Genomic DNA, 16,950 nt, shown 5'->3' on the forward strand with positions numbered 1-16,950 from the left:
TCGTGAATCCATGGACGCGGCGCTGATCAAGTCGCTGCAACGTCGTGCGCGCCCTGCGCCCGGATGGATTGCCACATTACTGGCCGCCGCCTGCGGCTTGGTCGTGGCAAAAACCATCTGGCTGCTGGTGCCGCAGCCGGCGTGGCAAGCCCCGCCAGTCGAACCCCGCCCCGCCGCCACCCAGCGCAGTGACGCTGGCGTGAATGTGCAGGCCATCGTGAACGCAAACCTGTTCGGCAAGGCGGCGCCTGCGGTGACCGAGGCCCCGCAGCAAGAAGTGGTCGATGCACCTGACACCCGTCTGCCGCTGACACTCAAGGGCATTTTCGCCTCCGAACTGGACGGGGAATCCCGCGCGCTCATCGCCCGCGGCAGCGACGAGGAAAAACCCTATGCGGTCGGTGACACCGTCACGGGCGGTGCCGAGCTCTATGAAATCTATGCCGATCGGGTCATTCTCGATCGCGGCGGCAAGCTCGAAACGCTGCGACTCAACAAGGATGAAGCGCGTCAGAGCACCGCGAGCCGCTCCGGGAACAGCCAGACCAGTCGTGGAGAAGATGTCCGCGAGGTGGCGCCCACGCAGTCTCTGCTCAATATCCGCGAAGAACTGTTGCGCGACCCGTCACGCGCCTCGACCTACCTCCGCGTCCAACCGGCATACAATGCAGGCCAGTTGAGGGGGTATCGAATCTATCCGGGCCGCAACCGGACTCTGTTCTCAGAAGCGGGGCTGCGGCCGGGCGACCTGGTCACCGAACTCAACGGCGTCAGCCTGGATAATCCGACTCGGGCCCTGCAGCTGCTGGGCGATCTGAGTTCGGCCACCTCGCTCAACGTCACGATTTTGCGCGGCGGACAGCCGCAACAACTCAGCGTAAACCTGAACTGACATGACTCTAGGCACTCTGATCCGGTCACTGGCCGCCGCGCTGCTCCTGCTGCAGATTTCGCTGGTCAGCGCGCAATCTGCGTCGCAGGCCACGCTGAATCTCAAGGACGCCGATATCAACACACTGATCTCGACGGTTAGTGAGATCACCGGCAAGAACTTCATTATCGATCCTCGCGTGAAGGGCAAGGTCACCGTCCTGTCGTCCACGCCCATGAGCGCCGAGGGGGTGTACGAGACATTCCTCGCCGTGTTGCAGGTTCACGGTTTTGCGGCCATACCGGCCGGCGAAGCCATTAAGATCATCCCCGAGGTCAACGCCAAGCAGGACGGCGCGCCCACGCGCGGCCCCCAGCGTCTGGCTCCCGATGATGTCGTCACACGGGTCTTCACCATCGACAATGTGCCGGCTGCCCAGCTGGTGCCGATCTTGCGCCCCCTGGTCCCCCAGTACGGCCATCTGGCGGCCTACGCGCCGTCCAACATGCTCATCATTTCGGACCGCGTGAGCAATGTGGCCCGGCTGCGGACGATCATCCGCCAGATCGACACGTCCAGCGACCGCGAGTTCGAGCTGATCCGGCTGACCCATGCCAGCGCCCGGGATATCGCGCAGACGCTGACAACGCTGACCCAGCAGGACCGTAAGACCGATCCGACCACAACGCCCATCACCATCCTGGCGGACGAACGGACAAATGCCCTGCTCATCGGTGGCGACAAGGCCACTCGCAACCAGTTCCGCGGGATCATCACCGAGCTGGATCTGCCCTTGGAAGACAGCGGCAGCACCCAGGTGATTTATCTACGTTATGCCTCGGCCGAAAATCTCGGGCCGGTCTTGCAGGGGTATGTCGAGCAGGTGGCGGCCAACGAAGCTGGCGGTCAGAACAAGCAGGCCGGCAGCAGCGCCTCCGTGGTCAAGGTGATTCCAGAGCCCGATACCAATGCACTGGTCGTCACCGCGCCGCCAAAGATCATGCGCGCGGTCAAGGATGTGGTTTCGCAGCTGGACATCCGTCGCGCCCAGGTGTTGGTCGAGGCCATCATCGCGGAGGTGAGCGAGTCGAAGTCGCGGGAACTGGGTATCGATAGCGTTGTTTACGACAACGATCGAATCGCAGCGGCCAACATTCTTGATGCCGACACGTTGAACATTCTCGGCAGCGTCGCCGGAGCCGCGACGGGTAGCATCACCGGCGCCGCGGCCGCCGCATTAATTGAGCAGGGCATTACAGCCGCCGGCGGTCGCGTTAACGAGAACGGGACCAGCTTCCTGTTTCTGCTGAAGGCCTTGGCCGGAGACGGCAACACCAATATTCTGTCGACGCCCACGCTCGTGACCATGGACAACGAGGAGGCCGAAATTTCGGTCGGCCAGGAAGTCCCATTCCTGTCAGGCCAGTTCTCCAACACCGGCACCAGCAGCACAACGGGCATCGTCAATCCATTCCAGACGATTGATCGCAAGGATGTCGGCATCACACTGGGCATCACCCCGCAGATCAACGAAGGCGACACCATCCAGCTCAAGATTAGCCAGGAAGTCTCCGCGGTGTCGGCGGGGTCTGCTGGCGCTGTCGACCTGGTCACCAACAAGCGCAGCCTGACCACCACCGTGATGGTGGACTCTGGCGACATTCTGGTCCTGGGTGGCCTGATTGATGACCAGGTGCAGGAAACGGAGCGACGCACGCCCATCCTTGGCAGCATTCCCATCCTCGGCAACCTGTTCAAATTCCGGTCGGTCAGCAAGAACAAGCAGAACCTGATGATCTTCATCCGTCCGGTGGTGCTGCGTGATCGCGAAACGGCGGATTACTACACCCGCCAGAAATACGACACCATACGCAATGTGCAGCTGGAATCACATTCCGGCGGCATTTCAATTCTGGGTGGCGCCAAGCGGCCACTGCTGGATGACATCGATCGTCTCGAGGCGCAGCCACGCGGAGCACGCGAGTCCGGCCCGGCTCGCGTGGACCCGGCCACCCCCAAGGCCTACCCGCGCACACCGGCAGGCGCCGCTGCGGCCCCGTCGCAACCTGGCAATGAGCAGCCGGCGACCCAGCCGCCTGCCGAGTCAGACGACGACCGGGATCCTGGTTTCAAGAAGTCCGAATCCGGCAACACGGCGCGGAGGGCACATTGGCCGAAGTAGACGAGCAGGACGCGACACTCCGCCGCCCCTCCTTCTCCTTTGCCAAGCGCCATGGCCTGATCGTCGGGGCCCAGGGCGAGGACCGGGTCGAGCTGATCGCACGTCAGGATGTGTCGCTGCAGGCCATGGCAGAGATGCGACGTTTTCTGGACCGGCCGATCGCTCTGCGCCGTGTCAGCGCTGAAGAATTTGATCGGCTGCTGCAACAGGCCTACGAGAACAAGTCGGGCTCGTCGATGCAGATGGTCGAGGGCTTCGACGACGACACGCTGGACTTGTCCAGCGCGGCCGAAGCGCTGGCCGAACCCCAGGATCTGCTCGAATCCGACGACGACGCGCCCATCATCCGCCTGATCAATGCCCTGTTGGCCGAGGCCATCAAGGACGGCGCATCCGACATCCACGTTGAACCGTTCGAGAACCGGCTCACCGTCCGGTTCCGGGTCGATGGCGTGCTGCGCGAGGTGCTGCAACCACCCCGTGCCATCGCGCCGCTACTGTCGTCACGCATCAAGGTCATGGCGCGCCTGGACATCGCTGAAAAGCGGCTGCCACAGGATGGACGTATTTCGCTGCGCGTGGCCGGTCGCCCGGTTGATGTCCGCGTTTCAACCATTCCGTCCGGACACGGCGAACGCGTCGTCATGCGCCTGCTCGATAAACAGGCCGGCAGACTCGACCTCAAACAACTGGGCATGGCCGCGGACCAGCGGGCCCTGTTCCAAAGCCTGATCAAAAAGCCCCACGGCATTATTTTGGTCACGGGTCCCACCGGCTCGGGCAAGACGACCACGCTGTACGCCGGGCTGGCCGAAATCAATGATCGCAGCCGCAACATCATGACGGTTGAAGATCCGATCGAGTACTACATCGACGGTATTGGCCAGACGCAGGTCAACACCAAGGTCGATATGAGTTTTGCCCGCGGATTGCGTGCGATCCTGCGCCAAGACCCGGACGTTGTGATGATCGGCGAAATCCGCGACCTGGAGACGGCGGAGATCGCCGTCCAGGCCTCGCTAACCGGCCATTTGGTGCTCTCGACCCTGCACACGAACACCGCGGTCGGTGCGGTGGCGCGGCTGCGCGACATGGGCGTCGAGCCATTTCTGCTCGCCTCCAGCCTGATCGGCCTCATGGCCCAGCGACTGGTGCGCACCCTGTGCCCGCACTGCCGAACACCCTATGAAGCCGACGACGCCGAATGCGAACTCTTCGGCATTGATCCCGCCCAACGACCAACGATCTACAACGCCGTCGGCTGCCCGGAGTGCCGTCATACCGGTTACCTGGGCCGCTCCGGCATCCAGGAACTCGTCGCGGTGGACGAGACCATGCGCACCATGATCCACGACGGCTCATCCGAGCAGGCCCTGGAAGCCCATGCACGCCGTTCGGCACCTGGCATCCGTCAGGCCGGCCTGTTGAAGGTGTTGGAAGGTGACACCACGGTGCAGGAAGTGCTCCGTGTGACCCGCGAGGGCTGATCCGGCACCCATCATGGCCGCATTCGAATACAAGGCAATTGACCGCCGGGGACGCCAGCAAAAAGGCCTGATGGAGGCCGACACGGCCCGTCAGGTGCGGCAGCAATTGCGCGACAACGGCCTGATGCCCACCGACGTTCGCGAGGTGGCGGAGCAGTCCGGCCAGCCGGGCTTTCGCCGGGCGCGGGGCTTCTCTTCCAGCGAGCTCGCGCTGTTTACCCGCCAGTTGGCAACGCTGCTGCGTTCAGGACTCCCGCTGGAAGAAGCGCTGAGCGCAGTCGCTGAGCAAACCGAATCGAAGAAGGTCAAACGCACGACGCTTGGCGTGCGCGCCAGCGTGCTGGAGGGCCATACCCTGGCGCATGCCCTCGCCGCTTTTCCGGGGGCCTTTTCAACGCTGTACCTGGCGACGGTTGAAGCCGGCGAACACTCGGGCCACCTGGATCTCATCCTTGAGCGGCTGGCGGATTACGTGGAATCGCGTCAGCAGATGCAACAAAAGATCGTGCTGGCCAGCTTTTATCCGGCCATTCTGTCGCTGGTAGCCGTGCTGGTTGTGGTGTTGCTGCTGACGTTTGTCGTTCCGCAAGTGGTCGATGTGTTCTCATCCATCGACCAGGAACTACCGGCACTGACCCGGGGCATGATCGCCACCAGCGACTTTCTGCGGGCACAATGGTGGCTGTTATTGGGTGGCATCGCCGCCCTGGCGCTGGGTTGGTCACTGCTCAAACGCCGAGAGGCCTTCCGTTTTCGCGTGGACGCCGCGCGGTTACGGCTACCGCTCATCGGCCGTCTGGCGCGCGGCCTGAACACCGCCCGGTTTACCCGCACGCTAAGCATTCTCACCGGCAGCGGCGTCCCGATGCTGGACGCGCTAAAGATCTGCGAGCAGGTCGTTAGCAACCTGCCGATGCGCGAGGCCATCACCCACGCCACGCGGCGGGTTCGCGAGGGTGAATCCATCAGCAAGTCACTGGCGGCTAGCGGCCTGTTCCCGCCGATTGCCGTGCATCTTATTGCCAGTGGCGAGCAGTCAGGAAAACTGGATGAGATGCTGGACCGTGCCGCCGTGCACCAGGAGCGCGAGGTGGAAACTCTCGTGGCGGGGCTGATGGGCGTATTTGAGCCGCTACTCATTCTGACGATGGGCGGCTTCGTTCTCATGATCGTGCTGGCGATCCTGCTACCGATCTTCGAACTGAATACGCTGGTCCAGTAGGCGGAACCCTAGGTCTAGCTCGCCGCCTGTTGAGGCGTAACGCCCTGCTGCGCCACCGCGCCCAGGCTGGACGCCAATAGCGATTCAATCTTTCGCGGGACGTCGTAGTCAATCTCGACGAGAGCAATGCGAATCGCGTTCGCAAATGCGTTGCTATCGGCGCTGCCGTGACTCTTGATCACCGTGCCCTGCAGGCCGACAAAGCTGGCGCCGTTGTAATTGCCGGGGTCAATTCGGCGAGCGAAGGATTTCAAGACAGGTCGCGCTGCCAGCGCCGACAGCTTGGTCAGTGCATTGCGCGAGAACTCCTCGCGAAGCAAGGTGCCAATCAGCTTGGCCACACCTTCGCTGGATTTCAGCGCAACGTTGCCGGAGAACCCGTCACAGACCACAACATCCACATCGCCGAGAAACACATCGGTGCCCTCGACGTAGCCGATGTAATTGAGGTCACTGTCTGCCAGCCGCTGTCCAGCCTCGCGGATGGCATCGTTCCCTTTGATTTCTTCTTCGCCGATGTTCAGCAGCGCCACGCGTGGCGAGGCCTGGCCATGAACAGCATGGGCGACCACATCCCCCATCGCCGCGAACTGAACCAGGTGATCTGCCGAGCACTCCACGTTGGCCCCCAGGTCCAGCATCAGGGTGTATCCGTTCAGTGACGGGATCCGCGAAATGATCGCCGGCCGGTCGATATGAGGCAGGGTCTTGAGCACAAAGCGCGCCGTCGCCATCAGCGCGCCGGTGTTGCCTGCGGACACGCAGGCATGCGCCTGCCCTGCCTTGACCGCATTAATCGCCAGTCGCATAGATGAGCGCTTCTTGCCTCGTAGCGCACGAGACGGCAGCTCATCCATCCCGACGACCTCGTCCGCATGAAGCAACTCGACCCGCCCCGGATACCGGCTGCTAAGCGCGGTCACCTCAGCGCCGATCTGCGACTCGTCGCCGACGATGAGCAGGGTCAGATCCGGCCGCTCCGCCAACACCTGCGAGGCAGCAGGCAGCACGACGGCCGCCCCATGGTCCCCGCTCATCGCATCCAGGGCGATACGCAGGTCAGTCATGGCGCGACCGTGATTCGTGCTCGTTCATATTGGGGATCGCCATCGTTCGGGTCGGCGATCCAAGCAGGGCTGCAACAGCAGCTTATTCCTGCTCTTCGGCCGCTTCCGGCTTCACGATGACCTGACGGCCACGGTAGTAACCATCGGCGGTCACGTGATGACGGCGATGTGTTTCACCCGTGGTCGGGTCGATCGACAGCGTCGGTGCGCTCAGCGCGTCATGGGAACGGCGCATGCCGCGCTTGCTACGGGTCTTACGGTTCTGCTGTACAGCCATCTTGAGGTCCTCAGTTGTCGTCCGAGCCGGAATGGGTCCCAGGCAATGCACACTCGGCATGCCGTGGGTAGCTCGGGACGGCGAGCAATAATTCATCGGTCACGGCTTCGAGCAATTCGAAGCGGTCACCCTCTAAAACGATGGGTTCGGCGTCTTCGTCGACCTCCGTCGAATCCGAAGCCACCAGTTGCCAGAACACCTGGCTTTCGATCCTGTGTTCCATGCTGCCCATGCACCGCTGGCACTGCAGCGAGGCCAGCGCCACAATACGGCCCGAAACTTCCGCGGGCCTGGCATCCGAACGAAACTCCGGCACCGTCAGGCACACGGAAACCTCAGCCGGTCGAAGCAGTTCGACACCGGCTTCCGACAGGCGCGGCATACGCTCTCCAGCAACCGATCCATCGAGTTGCTGCTTAGCTCGGGCGCGCGCCAGATCAATCCAAACCGGCAAAGGGCGCTGCATGGCGCGCGCGATGATAGTGATGAGCGTAGATCAAGTCAAAGAAACCCTGGATTCTTCAGCGGATTCCGGCGCGGCGCGGGCGCCGCTCATCCTGGCCTCAGGCTCACGCTATCGACGGGAAATGATCACCCGGCTGCAAGTGCCTGTTCAGGCCGACTCGCCGGATATCGATGAATCACCGATGGCGGGCGAATCACCCGTCGAGCTCTCGATACGCCTGGCCCGCCAAAAGGCCGTCCACGTCGCGCAGCGGCACCCCGGGAATTGGGTCCTAGGCAGCGATCAGGTCGCCATGCTGGGCGATCAGCCGGTGGGCAAGCCAGGCACCCTGGATCGAGCCAGAGACCAGCTCCGCGCGGCCTCGGGACAGACCGTGCGGTTTCTCACCGCCATGTATCTGACGGGCCCGGATGACAGCCATCATGCGCATCTGGATACCACCACAGTGCGCTTTCGTACGCTGAGCGATGCCGCTATTGAGGACTATCTGAATCGAGAGTCCGCCCTGGACTGCGCTGGCAGCTTCAAATCAGAAGGACTGGGGATTAGTCTGACCGAGTCCATCGAATCGGAAGACCCCACGGCCCTGATCGGTCTGCCGCTGATCGCGCTGGCCAGGATGCTGCGTCAGATCGGTTTACTACCGGTGTAGCGGCGCCGAATATCCACCGACTAGCGGTAGCGCGTGGAGTCCAGCCAGGCCGGCAACTCCGCGACATGGGGTAGCAAACCCAGCGGCTCGCACCGCCGCAGGGTCTGGGCATCATGGACGCCGCACAGCACACCGACCGAGGCCACCCGCGCGTTACGCGCCATGGCCAGGTCATACTCGCTGTCACCGATCATCAAAGCCCGCTCTGCAGGGGTATCGGTCTCCCACAACAATTCCTCGAGCATGTCGGGCGCCGGCTTGGACGGGGCCTCATCCACGGTGCGCGTGGCCTGAAAGAAGTGCCGCAGGCCGCTGGCATCCAGCGCCGTCTCCAAGCCTTGGCGGCCTTTGCCCGTGGCCACGGCCAAGGTGACACCCTCGCCCGCCAACTGTGACAGCGTCGCCTCGACCTGGGGAAACAGGGGCGCCTGCTCGAAGCCAGCCGGCCCGCGACGCCGCTGGTACGCCAGTAATTGCGGTTCGAGCTGTTCGCGCGAGTGCTCCGGAAACAGCACGGCCAGGGCTTCCCAAAGACCCAGGCCGATGAGCGTTGCAATCTCATGATTCTGCCGCTGGGGCAAACCCAGCTCGCTGATCGCATCCTGCATCGCATCCACAATCCGACCCGTCGAGTCGGACAACGTCCCATCCCAGTCGAAAACGATGAGATCGAAGCGGCGACTCACGACGCCCCATCCAGCAGCGCCATGAAGGCATCCGGAACGGAAGCACTGACTTCCAACAACTTGCCGACCTCCCGATGAACCAGGCGCATTCGCCAAGCGTGCAAGCAGAGCCGGCCGGGCGAGACTTGGGTATCAAGCGCCCCGTCCCCGTATTTAAGGTCTCCCACAACCGGATGCCCCACAGCAGCGGCATGAACACGTATTTGATGCGTCCGCCCCGTTTCCAGCCGCGCCTCCAGCAGGCTCATCCGCGGCCGACGGTCCAGCGCGTCGAAATGCGTGACCGCCTGCTTGCCGGCCTCATCGGCACGCACCGTCCGCTCTCCCGCCTGGCGCGCATGCACGTCCAGCGCCTGGTCAACGGTGCGGGGGCCGCCCCGCCAACGCCCGTGAACCAACACCTGGTAAAGCTTCTCGGTCTTGGGATGATTCAGAGCCTGCCGCGCACGTCGAAGTGGCTCCCCTCGCCTTGCACAGACAAGCACACCACTGGTTTCGCGATCGAGCCGATGCACCAGGTCGTAGTCCTGACCATGGCTGACACGCAGACACTCGATGACACCGTGCGGCACCCCGGACCCACCATGCACGGCAATCCCTTCCGGTTTATCCAGCACGATGAAATCACCATCCACATCAATAATGGCCTCACGCACCCGGTGGACTAACCGGTCCGGCGGCGGTCCGGCATCACGCTCGGCCGTCCGAACCGGTGGGATGCGCACCTGATCACCGGCCGCCACGCGCGTGCTGGGCTTGACCCGCCCGCCATTGCGGCGGACCTGCCCGCTGGAGAGCAGCCGATAGACATGAGATCGGGGCACCCCCTTGAGCTGGCCGAGCAAGAGGTTATCGATACGTTGGCCGTCTTCGGCCGCGGTCACCGCGTGGTACCGCACCTTTGGGGAATTCTGTGGCAAACTAGCTCCGCTGAATGGCCGTTTAGATCGTCATTACAGCCCGACCCACCACGAGAGAGACACCTTCTGAGGTGGCGCCGGTGGGCAGATCGGCCCGTCTTTCGTAGATCTTAACTCTGATCACACGTTCCAGGGTTTCCGACTGCACCAAATCGAAGCTGGTGTGCGCAGCAGCCAATCGCGCGCATGCCGCACAGGGATAATTCGCGCTCCCCTCCGCTGAGCAGACGGTTCGAGCGCGCAACAGGATTAACTACAACATGAAACGCATTCTCGTGAACGCGACGCAGCGCGAAGAGCTGCGCGTTGCGATCGTCGATGGACAGCGTCTGATCGATCTCGACATCGAGATGGAGCAGCGCCAGAGTCGTAAAGCCAATGTCTACAAGGCACGCATTACCCGACTCGAACCCAGTCTCGAAGCCGCCTTTGTCGAATACGGCGGCGACCGCCACGGCTTCCTGCCGCTCAAGGAAATTTCCCGCAGCTACTTCGTGAAGGACCCGGGCGAAGGCCGCCCGGACATCAAGAAAGTGCTGAAGGAAGGCCAGGAACTCATCGTCCAGGTCGAGAAGGAAGAACGCGGGACGAAAGGTGCGGCACTGACCACCTATCTCAGTCTGGCCGGCCGCTTCCTGGTGCTGATGCCCAATAATCCGCGCGCGGGCGGCGTGTCCCGTCGGGTCGAGGGCGAAGACCGTTCCGAACTGCGTGAGGCCATGGCCCAGCTGGACATTCCGGATGGGATGGGCGTGATCGCGCGCACCGCCGGCATGGGACGGACCGCCGAGGAGCTGCAGTGGGACCTGAACTACCTGATCGAGTTGTGGACCGCCATTGAGCGGGCGGCCGGCGACATCAAGGCCCCGCACCTGATCTATCAGGAATCGAGCATCATCATCCGCGCACTGCGTGACTATCTGCGCCCTGATATCAATGAAATTCTGATTGATAACCCCAAGCTACATGCGCAGGCGCAGGAGTTCATGCAGGCGGTCATGCCGCAGAACCTCGGCAAGCTGAAGTTCTACGACGACCGGATTCCGCTGTTCTCGCGCTATCAGATTGAAAGCCAGATCGAGACCGCCTATCAGCGCGAAGTCCGTCTGCCCTCCGGTGGTTCGATTGTCATCGATTACACCGAGGCGCTCACGGCCATCGACATCAACTCGGCGCGTGCGACCGGCGGCGCAAGCATCGAAGAAACCGCGCTCAATACGAACCTGGAAGCGGCGGACGAAATCGCCCGCCAGCTCAAGCTGCGCGACCTGGGCGGCCTGATTGTTATCGACTTCATCGATATGGGGCCGAACAAGAATCAGCGCGAGGTGGAAAACCGCCTCCGTGGTGCGGTCGGCAACGACCGGGCGCGGATCCAGATCGGCAAGATCTCCCGGTTTGGCCTCTTGGAGATGTCGCGCCAGCGCCTGCGACCATCGTTGATGGATCACACGCAGAGCAAATGCCCGCGCTGTGAAGGCAAGGGTCAAATTCGCTCCATCGACTCCACTGCCCTGTCCGTACTCCGCCTGGTCGAAGAAGAGGCCATGAAGGAGAAGACGGCGCGCGTCGAGGCGCAGCTGCCCGTGACCGTTGCGGCCTACCTGCTCAACGAAAAACGCGTGGATGTCGCGGCCATCGAGGGTCGAACCGGCGTGGGTGTGCTGCTGCTGCCCGTACCCGGGATGGATCACCCGCATTTCGAGATTCAGCGTATTCGCGGCGATCAGATGAAGGATGTGCCGGAATACAGTCACGAGCTGATCGAGCCCCGCGGCGAAGACATCGCCGAAGTGTTGAACCGTAAGCCGGACGAACAGAAGAAAAAGACCCAACAGCCCGCGGTCAGCCAGCTGGTTCCGTCCGCACCGATCCCGGTGCCCAAGCCCAAGCCAGAGCCCCAGCCGGTTGCCGTGGAGTCCAGTGCGCCGCCGAGCTTCTGGAAGCGTTTGTGCGCCCTTTTCGGCATCGGCACCGCCTCCACGGAATCCAAGCCGGAAACCCCAGAAAAGAAATCGGGCAATCGACAAGGCCAGGCGCGCAGCGGCAACCAGAATCGCTCGGGCAACCGCCAGCAACAGAACCGGCGCCGCGGCGCACGCAGTTCCAGTGCGGAACGTGGTCAGCGGGAGCGCAAGCCGCGCAATCCACGCAACGATCGCGCTGCCAGCAAGCCCTCCCAGGGCAAGCCGGATCAGCCGACGAAAACTGCAGGCCAGCCTGCGGCAGAGGCCGATCCATCTTCGGATGGCAGCAACCAGACCGCTGCAACGAACAACCCGCAGGCGTCCAAGGACGGCAACAACGAGTCCGGAAGCAGCAACCGCAGCCGGCGACGTGGACGGCGGGGAGGCCGGCGCAACCGTCGCGGGGGTCAGGGTGGCGCACAGGCCAACAACCCGGGCAACGGCGGTCAGGACGCCTCGGCCACTGCCGAGAACAAGGCGCCTCAGTCAGACGGCGACACCAAGGCATCTGGTAGCGAGTCCGGCTCCGCTAAGGCGCAGGACAGTCACCCGCAGAACGGTCAAGCCGAAAACAGCGGCAATCATAGCGGCAGCAGCAACCGCTCGGGACGTAACCGCCGCCGTGGCGGCCAGCGCGGCAAACGCAGCGCGGACGGCGAAGCTGCCGGGGCCCAGGATTCACAACGTAACAAGCCCGAGTCCAAGCCCGAGTCCAAGCCCGAGTCCAAGCCCGAGTCCAAGCCCGAGTCCAAGCCCGAGTCCAAGCCCGAGYCCAAGCCCGAGYCCAAGCCCGAGTCCAAGCCCGAGYCCAAACAGAAGCCTGAGCCGAAGCCGAAGCCCGAGCCGAAGCCCGAGCCGAAGCCCGAGCCGAAGCCYGAGCCGAAGCCCGAGCCGAAGCCCGAGCCGAAGCCYGAGCCGAAGCCYGAGCCGAAGCCCGAGCCGAAGCCYGAGCCGAAGCCCGAGCCGAAGCCCGAGCCGAAGCCYGAGCCGAAGCCCGAGCCGAAGCCYGAGCCGAAGCCYGAGCCGAAGCCCGAGCCGAAGCCCGAGCCGAAGCCCGAGCCGAAGCTAAAGCAGGTTGAAACCATTCTGCCGGCGCAATCCAACAAGCCGAAGCAGACGCCGCCCTCGTCCAGCTAGCGGAGCGCGCTCGTCATGCCCGGCCCACTGATTCAACACCAGGGCCGTGCATGGCGGGTCGTGGAATATCTGCAAGACTGCGATAGCTGGGTGCTAACCGCCGTGGACCAAACCGGCGTCATTCAATCCGACCAGTTCGGGGACCCGAGACGGCGCGTCCCCGAAACACGGCTGGTCGATCGCAGCAACCACCCGCAGCTCCATGCGGAGATTCAGTCCCTGATGGCTGGCGGCGCTAACAATTGAAGCCGAGCCAGGTCCTCGGGCGTATCCACACCCGGGGGCGGCGCCTGCGCCACGACGACGGCCTGGATTTGCATGCCGTTCCACAAGGCTCGCAGCTGCTCCAGTGATTCGTCCTGCTCGGTCGGCGCCAGTGGCAGCGCAGCCAGTTTCGCAAGGGCGGCGCATCGGTACGCATACAGCCCGATATGCCGCCAGGCGCCCGCATCCGGTAACGCCTGAACACCGGATAGCAATGCCTTGCGTGACGCGGGAATAGGCGCCCGGCTGAAGTAGCGAGCCCGACTGTCTCCATCCAGCACCACTTTGACGACATGGGGCGAGAGAAAATCGCCGACCTGGTGGATGGCATGAACCGGCGTCGCGATATCGGCCGTCGGATTCGCGACCAGCGCGTCTACGCATGCGCGGATGATCTCCGGCGGCATCATCGGTTCGTCACCCTGCAAATTAACCACAATGTGGTCATCCGCCCAGCCCAAACGCTGGGCAACTTCGTGAATGCGGTCGGTTCCTGAAGTATGCGCGGTCGATGTCATCTCACACGGCAGCCCGAACGGCGCCAGAGCATCAACGACACGACGATCATCCGTGGCGACAATGACCTCGCCAGCCCCGCTTAAGCGCCCCGCCTCGGCTGTTTGCGCAACCAGCGGACGGCCATGCAAATCGGCCAACACCTTGGCCGGAAACCGTTCCGATCCATAACGCGCGGGGACAACAACCGAAAACGACGGGCTCATTCGTCCGGGTCGAGTTCGCGAGCCTCGGATTCCAGCATCACAGGAATCCCATCACGAATCGGATAGGCCAACCGGCTGGCATCGCAAATCAGCTCCTTGTGATCCTCACTCAACCGCAGAGGGGCCTTCGAGACCGGGCAGACCAGTAAATCCAGCAACTTATTATCCAACGGAGTGACTCCAAAAGCTGTGCTATGGCGTGGACACTAACGTCCGCAGGCGATTCACCTGGGCATTCAGGGCCTCACGGAATCCGGGACCCGGCTCCACCCTGGCCGAAACCTGGTAGAGCCGACGGTCACCGAAGTGACGGCATTTTACGGCGTCCTTGCTTGTCATCAGTACAGGGCAATCATCGCCGAAGGCCAGATCGTCGGGCCGAAAGATATGGTGGTCCGGAAACGGATGTGCCTGTACCTGCAGGCCTGCCCGACGCAAAGCATTGAAAAAACGTTCCGGCAGGCCAATCCCGGCAACGGCGTGAACCCGCCGGCCAGCCCAGGTGTGTAGCGGCGCCACATCGTCCGTGCTCAAGGATTCCACCCGATCGGCATGGACATCGAACTGAAACACCGCAGCCCCCGGCAACAGACGCCGGACAGCGGCTAGCCCCAAGGCCCCACCCCCACGCACCGCCACCAGATCACAGTGGCGCGCGCGGCGCAGCGGTTCTCGCAGGGGCCCGGCCGGCAGGAGCCATCGATTGCCGAATAGACGCTCCCCATCGACCACCAACACCTCCGCGGCTCGGGCCATGGCGTAATGCTGCAAACCATCGTCTGCCAGCAACACGTCGCAGCTCGGCGCCAATGCGGCCACGGCATCCGACCGACGCTCGGCGACCGCCACGGGCAATCCGCCATCGGCCAGCAGGGCGGGCTCATCACCTAGCGCCTCGGCCTCCGCCCGCTGCCCATCCGACACGGTCACGAGGCCACGAGACTGGCGGCCATAGCCTCGGGAGACCACGCCGACTCGCAAGCCCTGATCTTGTAGATAACCGGCCAGCCAGGCCACCAGCGGCGTCTTGCCGACCCCTCCGACGGTCAGGTTCCCGACCACAATAACCGGGACATCGGATGCTTGGCTGCGCAGCCAACCCCTGCGGTACCCCAGGCGTCGCAGCGCCGTGACCAGTCCAAACAGCCAGGCGACGGGCCAGAAGAGCCAGGCCAGAGGATGCCACCGCGATTGCCATACCCGTTCGATCACGGCCCGCCGCCCGAACTAGTCGTCTTCAAACTGCAATTGATGCAGCGCGGCATAGGCACCGTTGCGACGCAGCAGATCCGTGTGGGTCCCCTGCTCGACAACGCGGCCATCGTCCATCACCACGATCAGGTCGGCATTCTGGATCGTCGAAAGCCGGTGCGCGATCACCAGCGTGGTCCGGCCTTTCATCAAGCCTTCTAAGGCCGCCTGAATCTTACGCTCGGATTCTGTATCCAGCGCCGAAGTGGCCTCATCAAGAATCAGAATCGGGGCATCCTTGAGAATCGCACGGGCGATGGCAATGCGCTGTCGCTGACCACCCGACAACAACACGCCGTTCTGACCGATTTGTGTGTCGAAACCCTGCTCCAGTCGCTCAATGAACTCGAGCGCATGCGCGCTGCGGGCCGCCTGACGAATGTCCTCATCGGAGACCGGACGACCCACGCCATAGGCGATGTTCTCGCCAACCGTGGCATTGAACAGCGTCACGCTTTGGTCAACGAGCGCAATCTGTCTCCGCAAACTGGTCAGCTCGTAGTCCTCAAGCGCATGCCCATCCAGACGAATCTCACCGGATGAGGGCTGGTAGAAGCGCGGAATCAGCGATAACAAGCTGGTTTTTCCACTCCCAGAGCGACCGACAAACGCCACCACCTGGCCTGCAGGCACGGTCAGATCTACCCCATTCACCGCGGGCTTGCTGCTGTCGGTGTAACGCAGGCTGACGGCATCGAAGACCAGCTCGCCGTTCACCCGGTCGATCACCCGCTGACCCGTATCCTGCTCGGGGGTCTGGTCCAGCAGATCAAAGATCTCGGCGGCAGCGGAGATACCGCGCTGGATCCGCTCGTTCACCGTTGTCAGGTTGCGCAGTGGTCGCAAAAGCCCGATCAGCCCCCCCATGAAAGCGGCGAATGCGCCCGGCGTCATGGTTGGCTGCGTCGTGGCAATGAACACAATGGCCGAGATGGCAAAGGCCGCAATCCATTGAATCAATGCGGTGCTGCCGACCTGCGACAGCACCATCTTGAGATGTTGCCGCCGGTTGTACTCGTTGACTTCCTCGAAGCGCTCGGCCTCCAGCGTCTGCCCACCAAAGACCTTGACCACGCGATGGCCTGAGATCACCTCGTCAGCGACGTGGACGGTGTTGCCCATGGAGTTCTGAATGCGCCTTGACAGCTTGCGGAAGCGCCGGCTGACGATGCGGACCAACCCCGCGATTAACGGACCCACCACCAGAACAAAGCAGGCCAGCTTCCAATTGAGATAGACGATCAGGCAAAGCAGGCCGATCACGGTCAGACCATCCTTGATGACCGTGCCGATGGCAGAGGTTGTGGATTCAGCGACCTGATCCACGTGATACGTCAGACGAGCGATGAGCTGCCCACCCGCCTCCCGGTCAAAAAAGCTCACGGGTAGACGCAGGTACTGCGAGAACAAGTCCGTGCGAATGGTCTTGATGACCTTTCGCCCGACCCAGGCCATGCAATAACTGGCGGTGAGTTGCGCCACGCCTCGGGTCAGGAAAAGCACCAGGATGGCGATGGGCATCAAGCGAATGATCTTGGGGTCGCGCTCCACGAAACTGCCGTCCAGCAGCGGCTGCATGAGCGCGGTCAGCCCCACGTCCGCGGCCGACAGCAGGGTCATGCCGACAATCGCCAGCAAAAACATGCGCCAGTGCGGCGTGGCGTAACCCAGAAGGCGGCGATAGACCTGTCGTGGCGTCGGGTCTGAGTCCCCAGTCAGTACGTCTGTCATCGCGCGATGATAGTGGCCTGTTGCGCTGCATCCAACTGCAGCGTTTCC

At 63.0% G+C, this 16,950-nt stretch carries 16 protein-coding genes; 7 read left to right on the plus strand and 9 right to left on the minus strand.

The annotated features are described in order from the left end of the window. Nucleotides 1-10 precede the first annotated feature (10 nt). The 4 genes from gspC to gspF are packed head-to-tail and all read left to right on the plus strand — an operon-like array spanning nt 11 to nt 5,762. A complete protein-coding gene (gene gspC / locus DEH80_RS10415) occupies nt 11-892 on the plus strand; it encodes a type II secretion system protein GspC (RefSeq protein WP_165831416.1) in 882 nt (293 codons plus the stop codon). 1 nt (nt 893) lies between these two features. Beyond that, nucleotides 894-3,053: a type II secretion system secretin GspD gene (gene gspD, locus DEH80_RS10420; protein WP_109720435.1), complete on the plus strand. Its 2,160-nt coding sequence runs from the start codon at nt 894-896 to the stop codon at nt 3,051-3,053. After that, the gene (gene gspE, locus DEH80_RS10425; RefSeq protein WP_243412793.1) at nt 3,041-4,540 is read left to right on the plus strand and encodes a type II secretion system ATPase GspE; all 1,500 of its coding nucleotides are present in this window, start codon (nt 3,041-3,043) and stop codon (nt 4,538-4,540) included. The genes gspD and gspE overlap by 13 nt, the downstream gene beginning before the upstream one ends. Nucleotides 4,541-4,553: 13 nt before the next feature. Continuing rightward, nucleotides 4,554-5,762: a type II secretion system inner membrane protein GspF gene (gene gspF, locus DEH80_RS10430; RefSeq protein WP_109720437.1), complete on the plus strand. Its 1,209-nt coding sequence runs from the start codon at nt 4,554-4,556 to the stop codon at nt 5,760-5,762. Nucleotides 5,763-5,776: 14 nt separating this feature from the next. Here the strand turns inward: gspF and plsX are convergent, their stop codons facing one another. The 3 genes from plsX to DEH80_RS10445 all read right to left on the minus strand — a co-directional run bounded on the left by plsX (nt 5,777) and on the right by DEH80_RS10445 (nt 7,488). Further along, nucleotides 5,777-6,829 carry a phosphate acyltransferase PlsX gene (gene plsX, locus DEH80_RS10435; protein WP_109720438.1) on the minus strand — a complete coding sequence of 351 codons (1,053 nt, stop codon included), beginning with the start codon at nt 6,827-6,829 and terminating at the stop codon, nt 5,777-5,779. An 82-nt stretch (nt 6,830-6,911) separates the two neighbouring features. After that, nucleotides 6,912-7,106 carry a 50S ribosomal protein L32 gene (gene rpmF / locus DEH80_RS10440; RefSeq protein WP_109720439.1) on the minus strand — a complete coding sequence of 65 codons (195 nt, stop codon included), beginning with the start codon at nt 7,104-7,106 and terminating at the stop codon, nt 6,912-6,914. A 10-nt stretch (nt 7,107-7,116) separates the two neighbouring features. Then, a complete protein-coding gene (locus tag DEH80_RS10445) occupies nt 7,117-7,488 on the minus strand; it encodes a YceD family protein (protein WP_165831417.1) in 372 nt (123 codons plus the stop codon). Nucleotides 7,489-7,591: 103 nt separating this feature from the next. Here DEH80_RS10445 and DEH80_RS10450 point away from each other — a divergent pair, with 103 nt between their 5' ends. Then, a complete protein-coding gene (locus DEH80_RS10450; RefSeq protein WP_109720508.1) occupies nt 7,592-8,224 on the plus strand; it encodes a Maf family protein in 633 nt (210 codons plus the stop codon). Nucleotides 8,225-8,244: 20 nt separating this feature from the next. On the opposite strand, the gene DEH80_RS10455 is transcribed toward DEH80_RS10450, so the two are convergent. Both DEH80_RS10455 and DEH80_RS10460 read right to left on the minus strand, forming a co-directional pair. Next, entirely contained in the window at nt 8,245-8,910 is a 666-nt protein-coding gene (locus DEH80_RS10455) for an HAD family hydrolase (RefSeq protein ID WP_109720441.1), read from the minus strand. Next, nucleotides 8,907-9,830: an RluA family pseudouridine synthase gene (locus DEH80_RS10460; protein WP_109720442.1), complete on the minus strand. Its 924-nt coding sequence runs from the start codon at nt 9,828-9,830 to the stop codon at nt 8,907-8,909. Before DEH80_RS10460 ends, DEH80_RS10455 begins: the two co-directional genes overlap by 4 nt. Nucleotides 9,831-10,090: 260 nt before the next feature. Between DEH80_RS10460 and DEH80_RS10465 the strand changes: the two genes are divergently transcribed. Together DEH80_RS10465 and DEH80_RS10470 are read left to right on the plus strand one after the other, a co-directional pair. Continuing rightward, nucleotides 10,091-12,934, plus strand: coding sequence for an Rne/Rng family ribonuclease (locus DEH80_RS10465; protein WP_109720443.1), 2,844 nt, complete (start codon nt 10,091-10,093; stop codon nt 12,932-12,934). Nucleotides 12,935-12,949: 15 nt separating this feature from the next. After that, nucleotides 12,950-13,180 (plus strand): hypothetical protein, encoded by a 231-nt coding sequence (locus DEH80_RS10470; RefSeq protein ID WP_133249206.1) that lies wholly within the window; start codon nt 12,950-12,952, stop codon nt 13,178-13,180. Here DEH80_RS10470 and kdsB read toward each other — a convergent pair. From kdsB to msbA, 4 genes are read right to left on the minus strand one after another with little or no spacing between them, the layout of a single operon-like run. Next, nucleotides 13,147-13,920: a 3-deoxy-manno-octulosonate cytidylyltransferase gene (gene kdsB, locus DEH80_RS10475; RefSeq protein ID WP_109720445.1), complete on the minus strand. Its 774-nt coding sequence runs from the start codon at nt 13,918-13,920 to the stop codon at nt 13,147-13,149. The two genes, DEH80_RS10470 and kdsB, sit on opposite strands and share 34 nt — an antisense overlap. Next, entirely contained in the window at nt 13,917-14,090 is a 174-nt protein-coding gene (locus DEH80_RS10480; RefSeq protein WP_109720446.1) for a Trm112 family protein, read from the minus strand. The genes kdsB and DEH80_RS10480 overlap by 4 nt, the downstream gene beginning before the upstream one ends. Nucleotides 14,091-14,112: 22 nt before the next feature. Beyond that, nucleotides 14,113-15,132 (minus strand): tetraacyldisaccharide 4'-kinase, encoded by a 1,020-nt coding sequence (gene lpxK, locus DEH80_RS10485; protein ID WP_109720447.1) that lies wholly within the window; start codon nt 15,130-15,132, stop codon nt 14,113-14,115. A gap of 15 nt (nt 15,133-15,147) precedes the next feature. Beyond that, nucleotides 15,148-16,902 (minus strand): lipid A export permease/ATP-binding protein MsbA, encoded by a 1,755-nt coding sequence (gene msbA / locus DEH80_RS10490; RefSeq protein WP_109720448.1) that lies wholly within the window; start codon nt 16,900-16,902, stop codon nt 15,148-15,150. Nucleotides 16,903-16,950 lie beyond the last annotated feature (48 nt).

The organism is Abyssibacter profundi, from assembly GCF_003151135.1.
Classification (GTDB): Bacteria; Pseudomonadota; Gammaproteobacteria; order Nevskiales; family OUC007; genus Abyssibacter; species Abyssibacter profundi.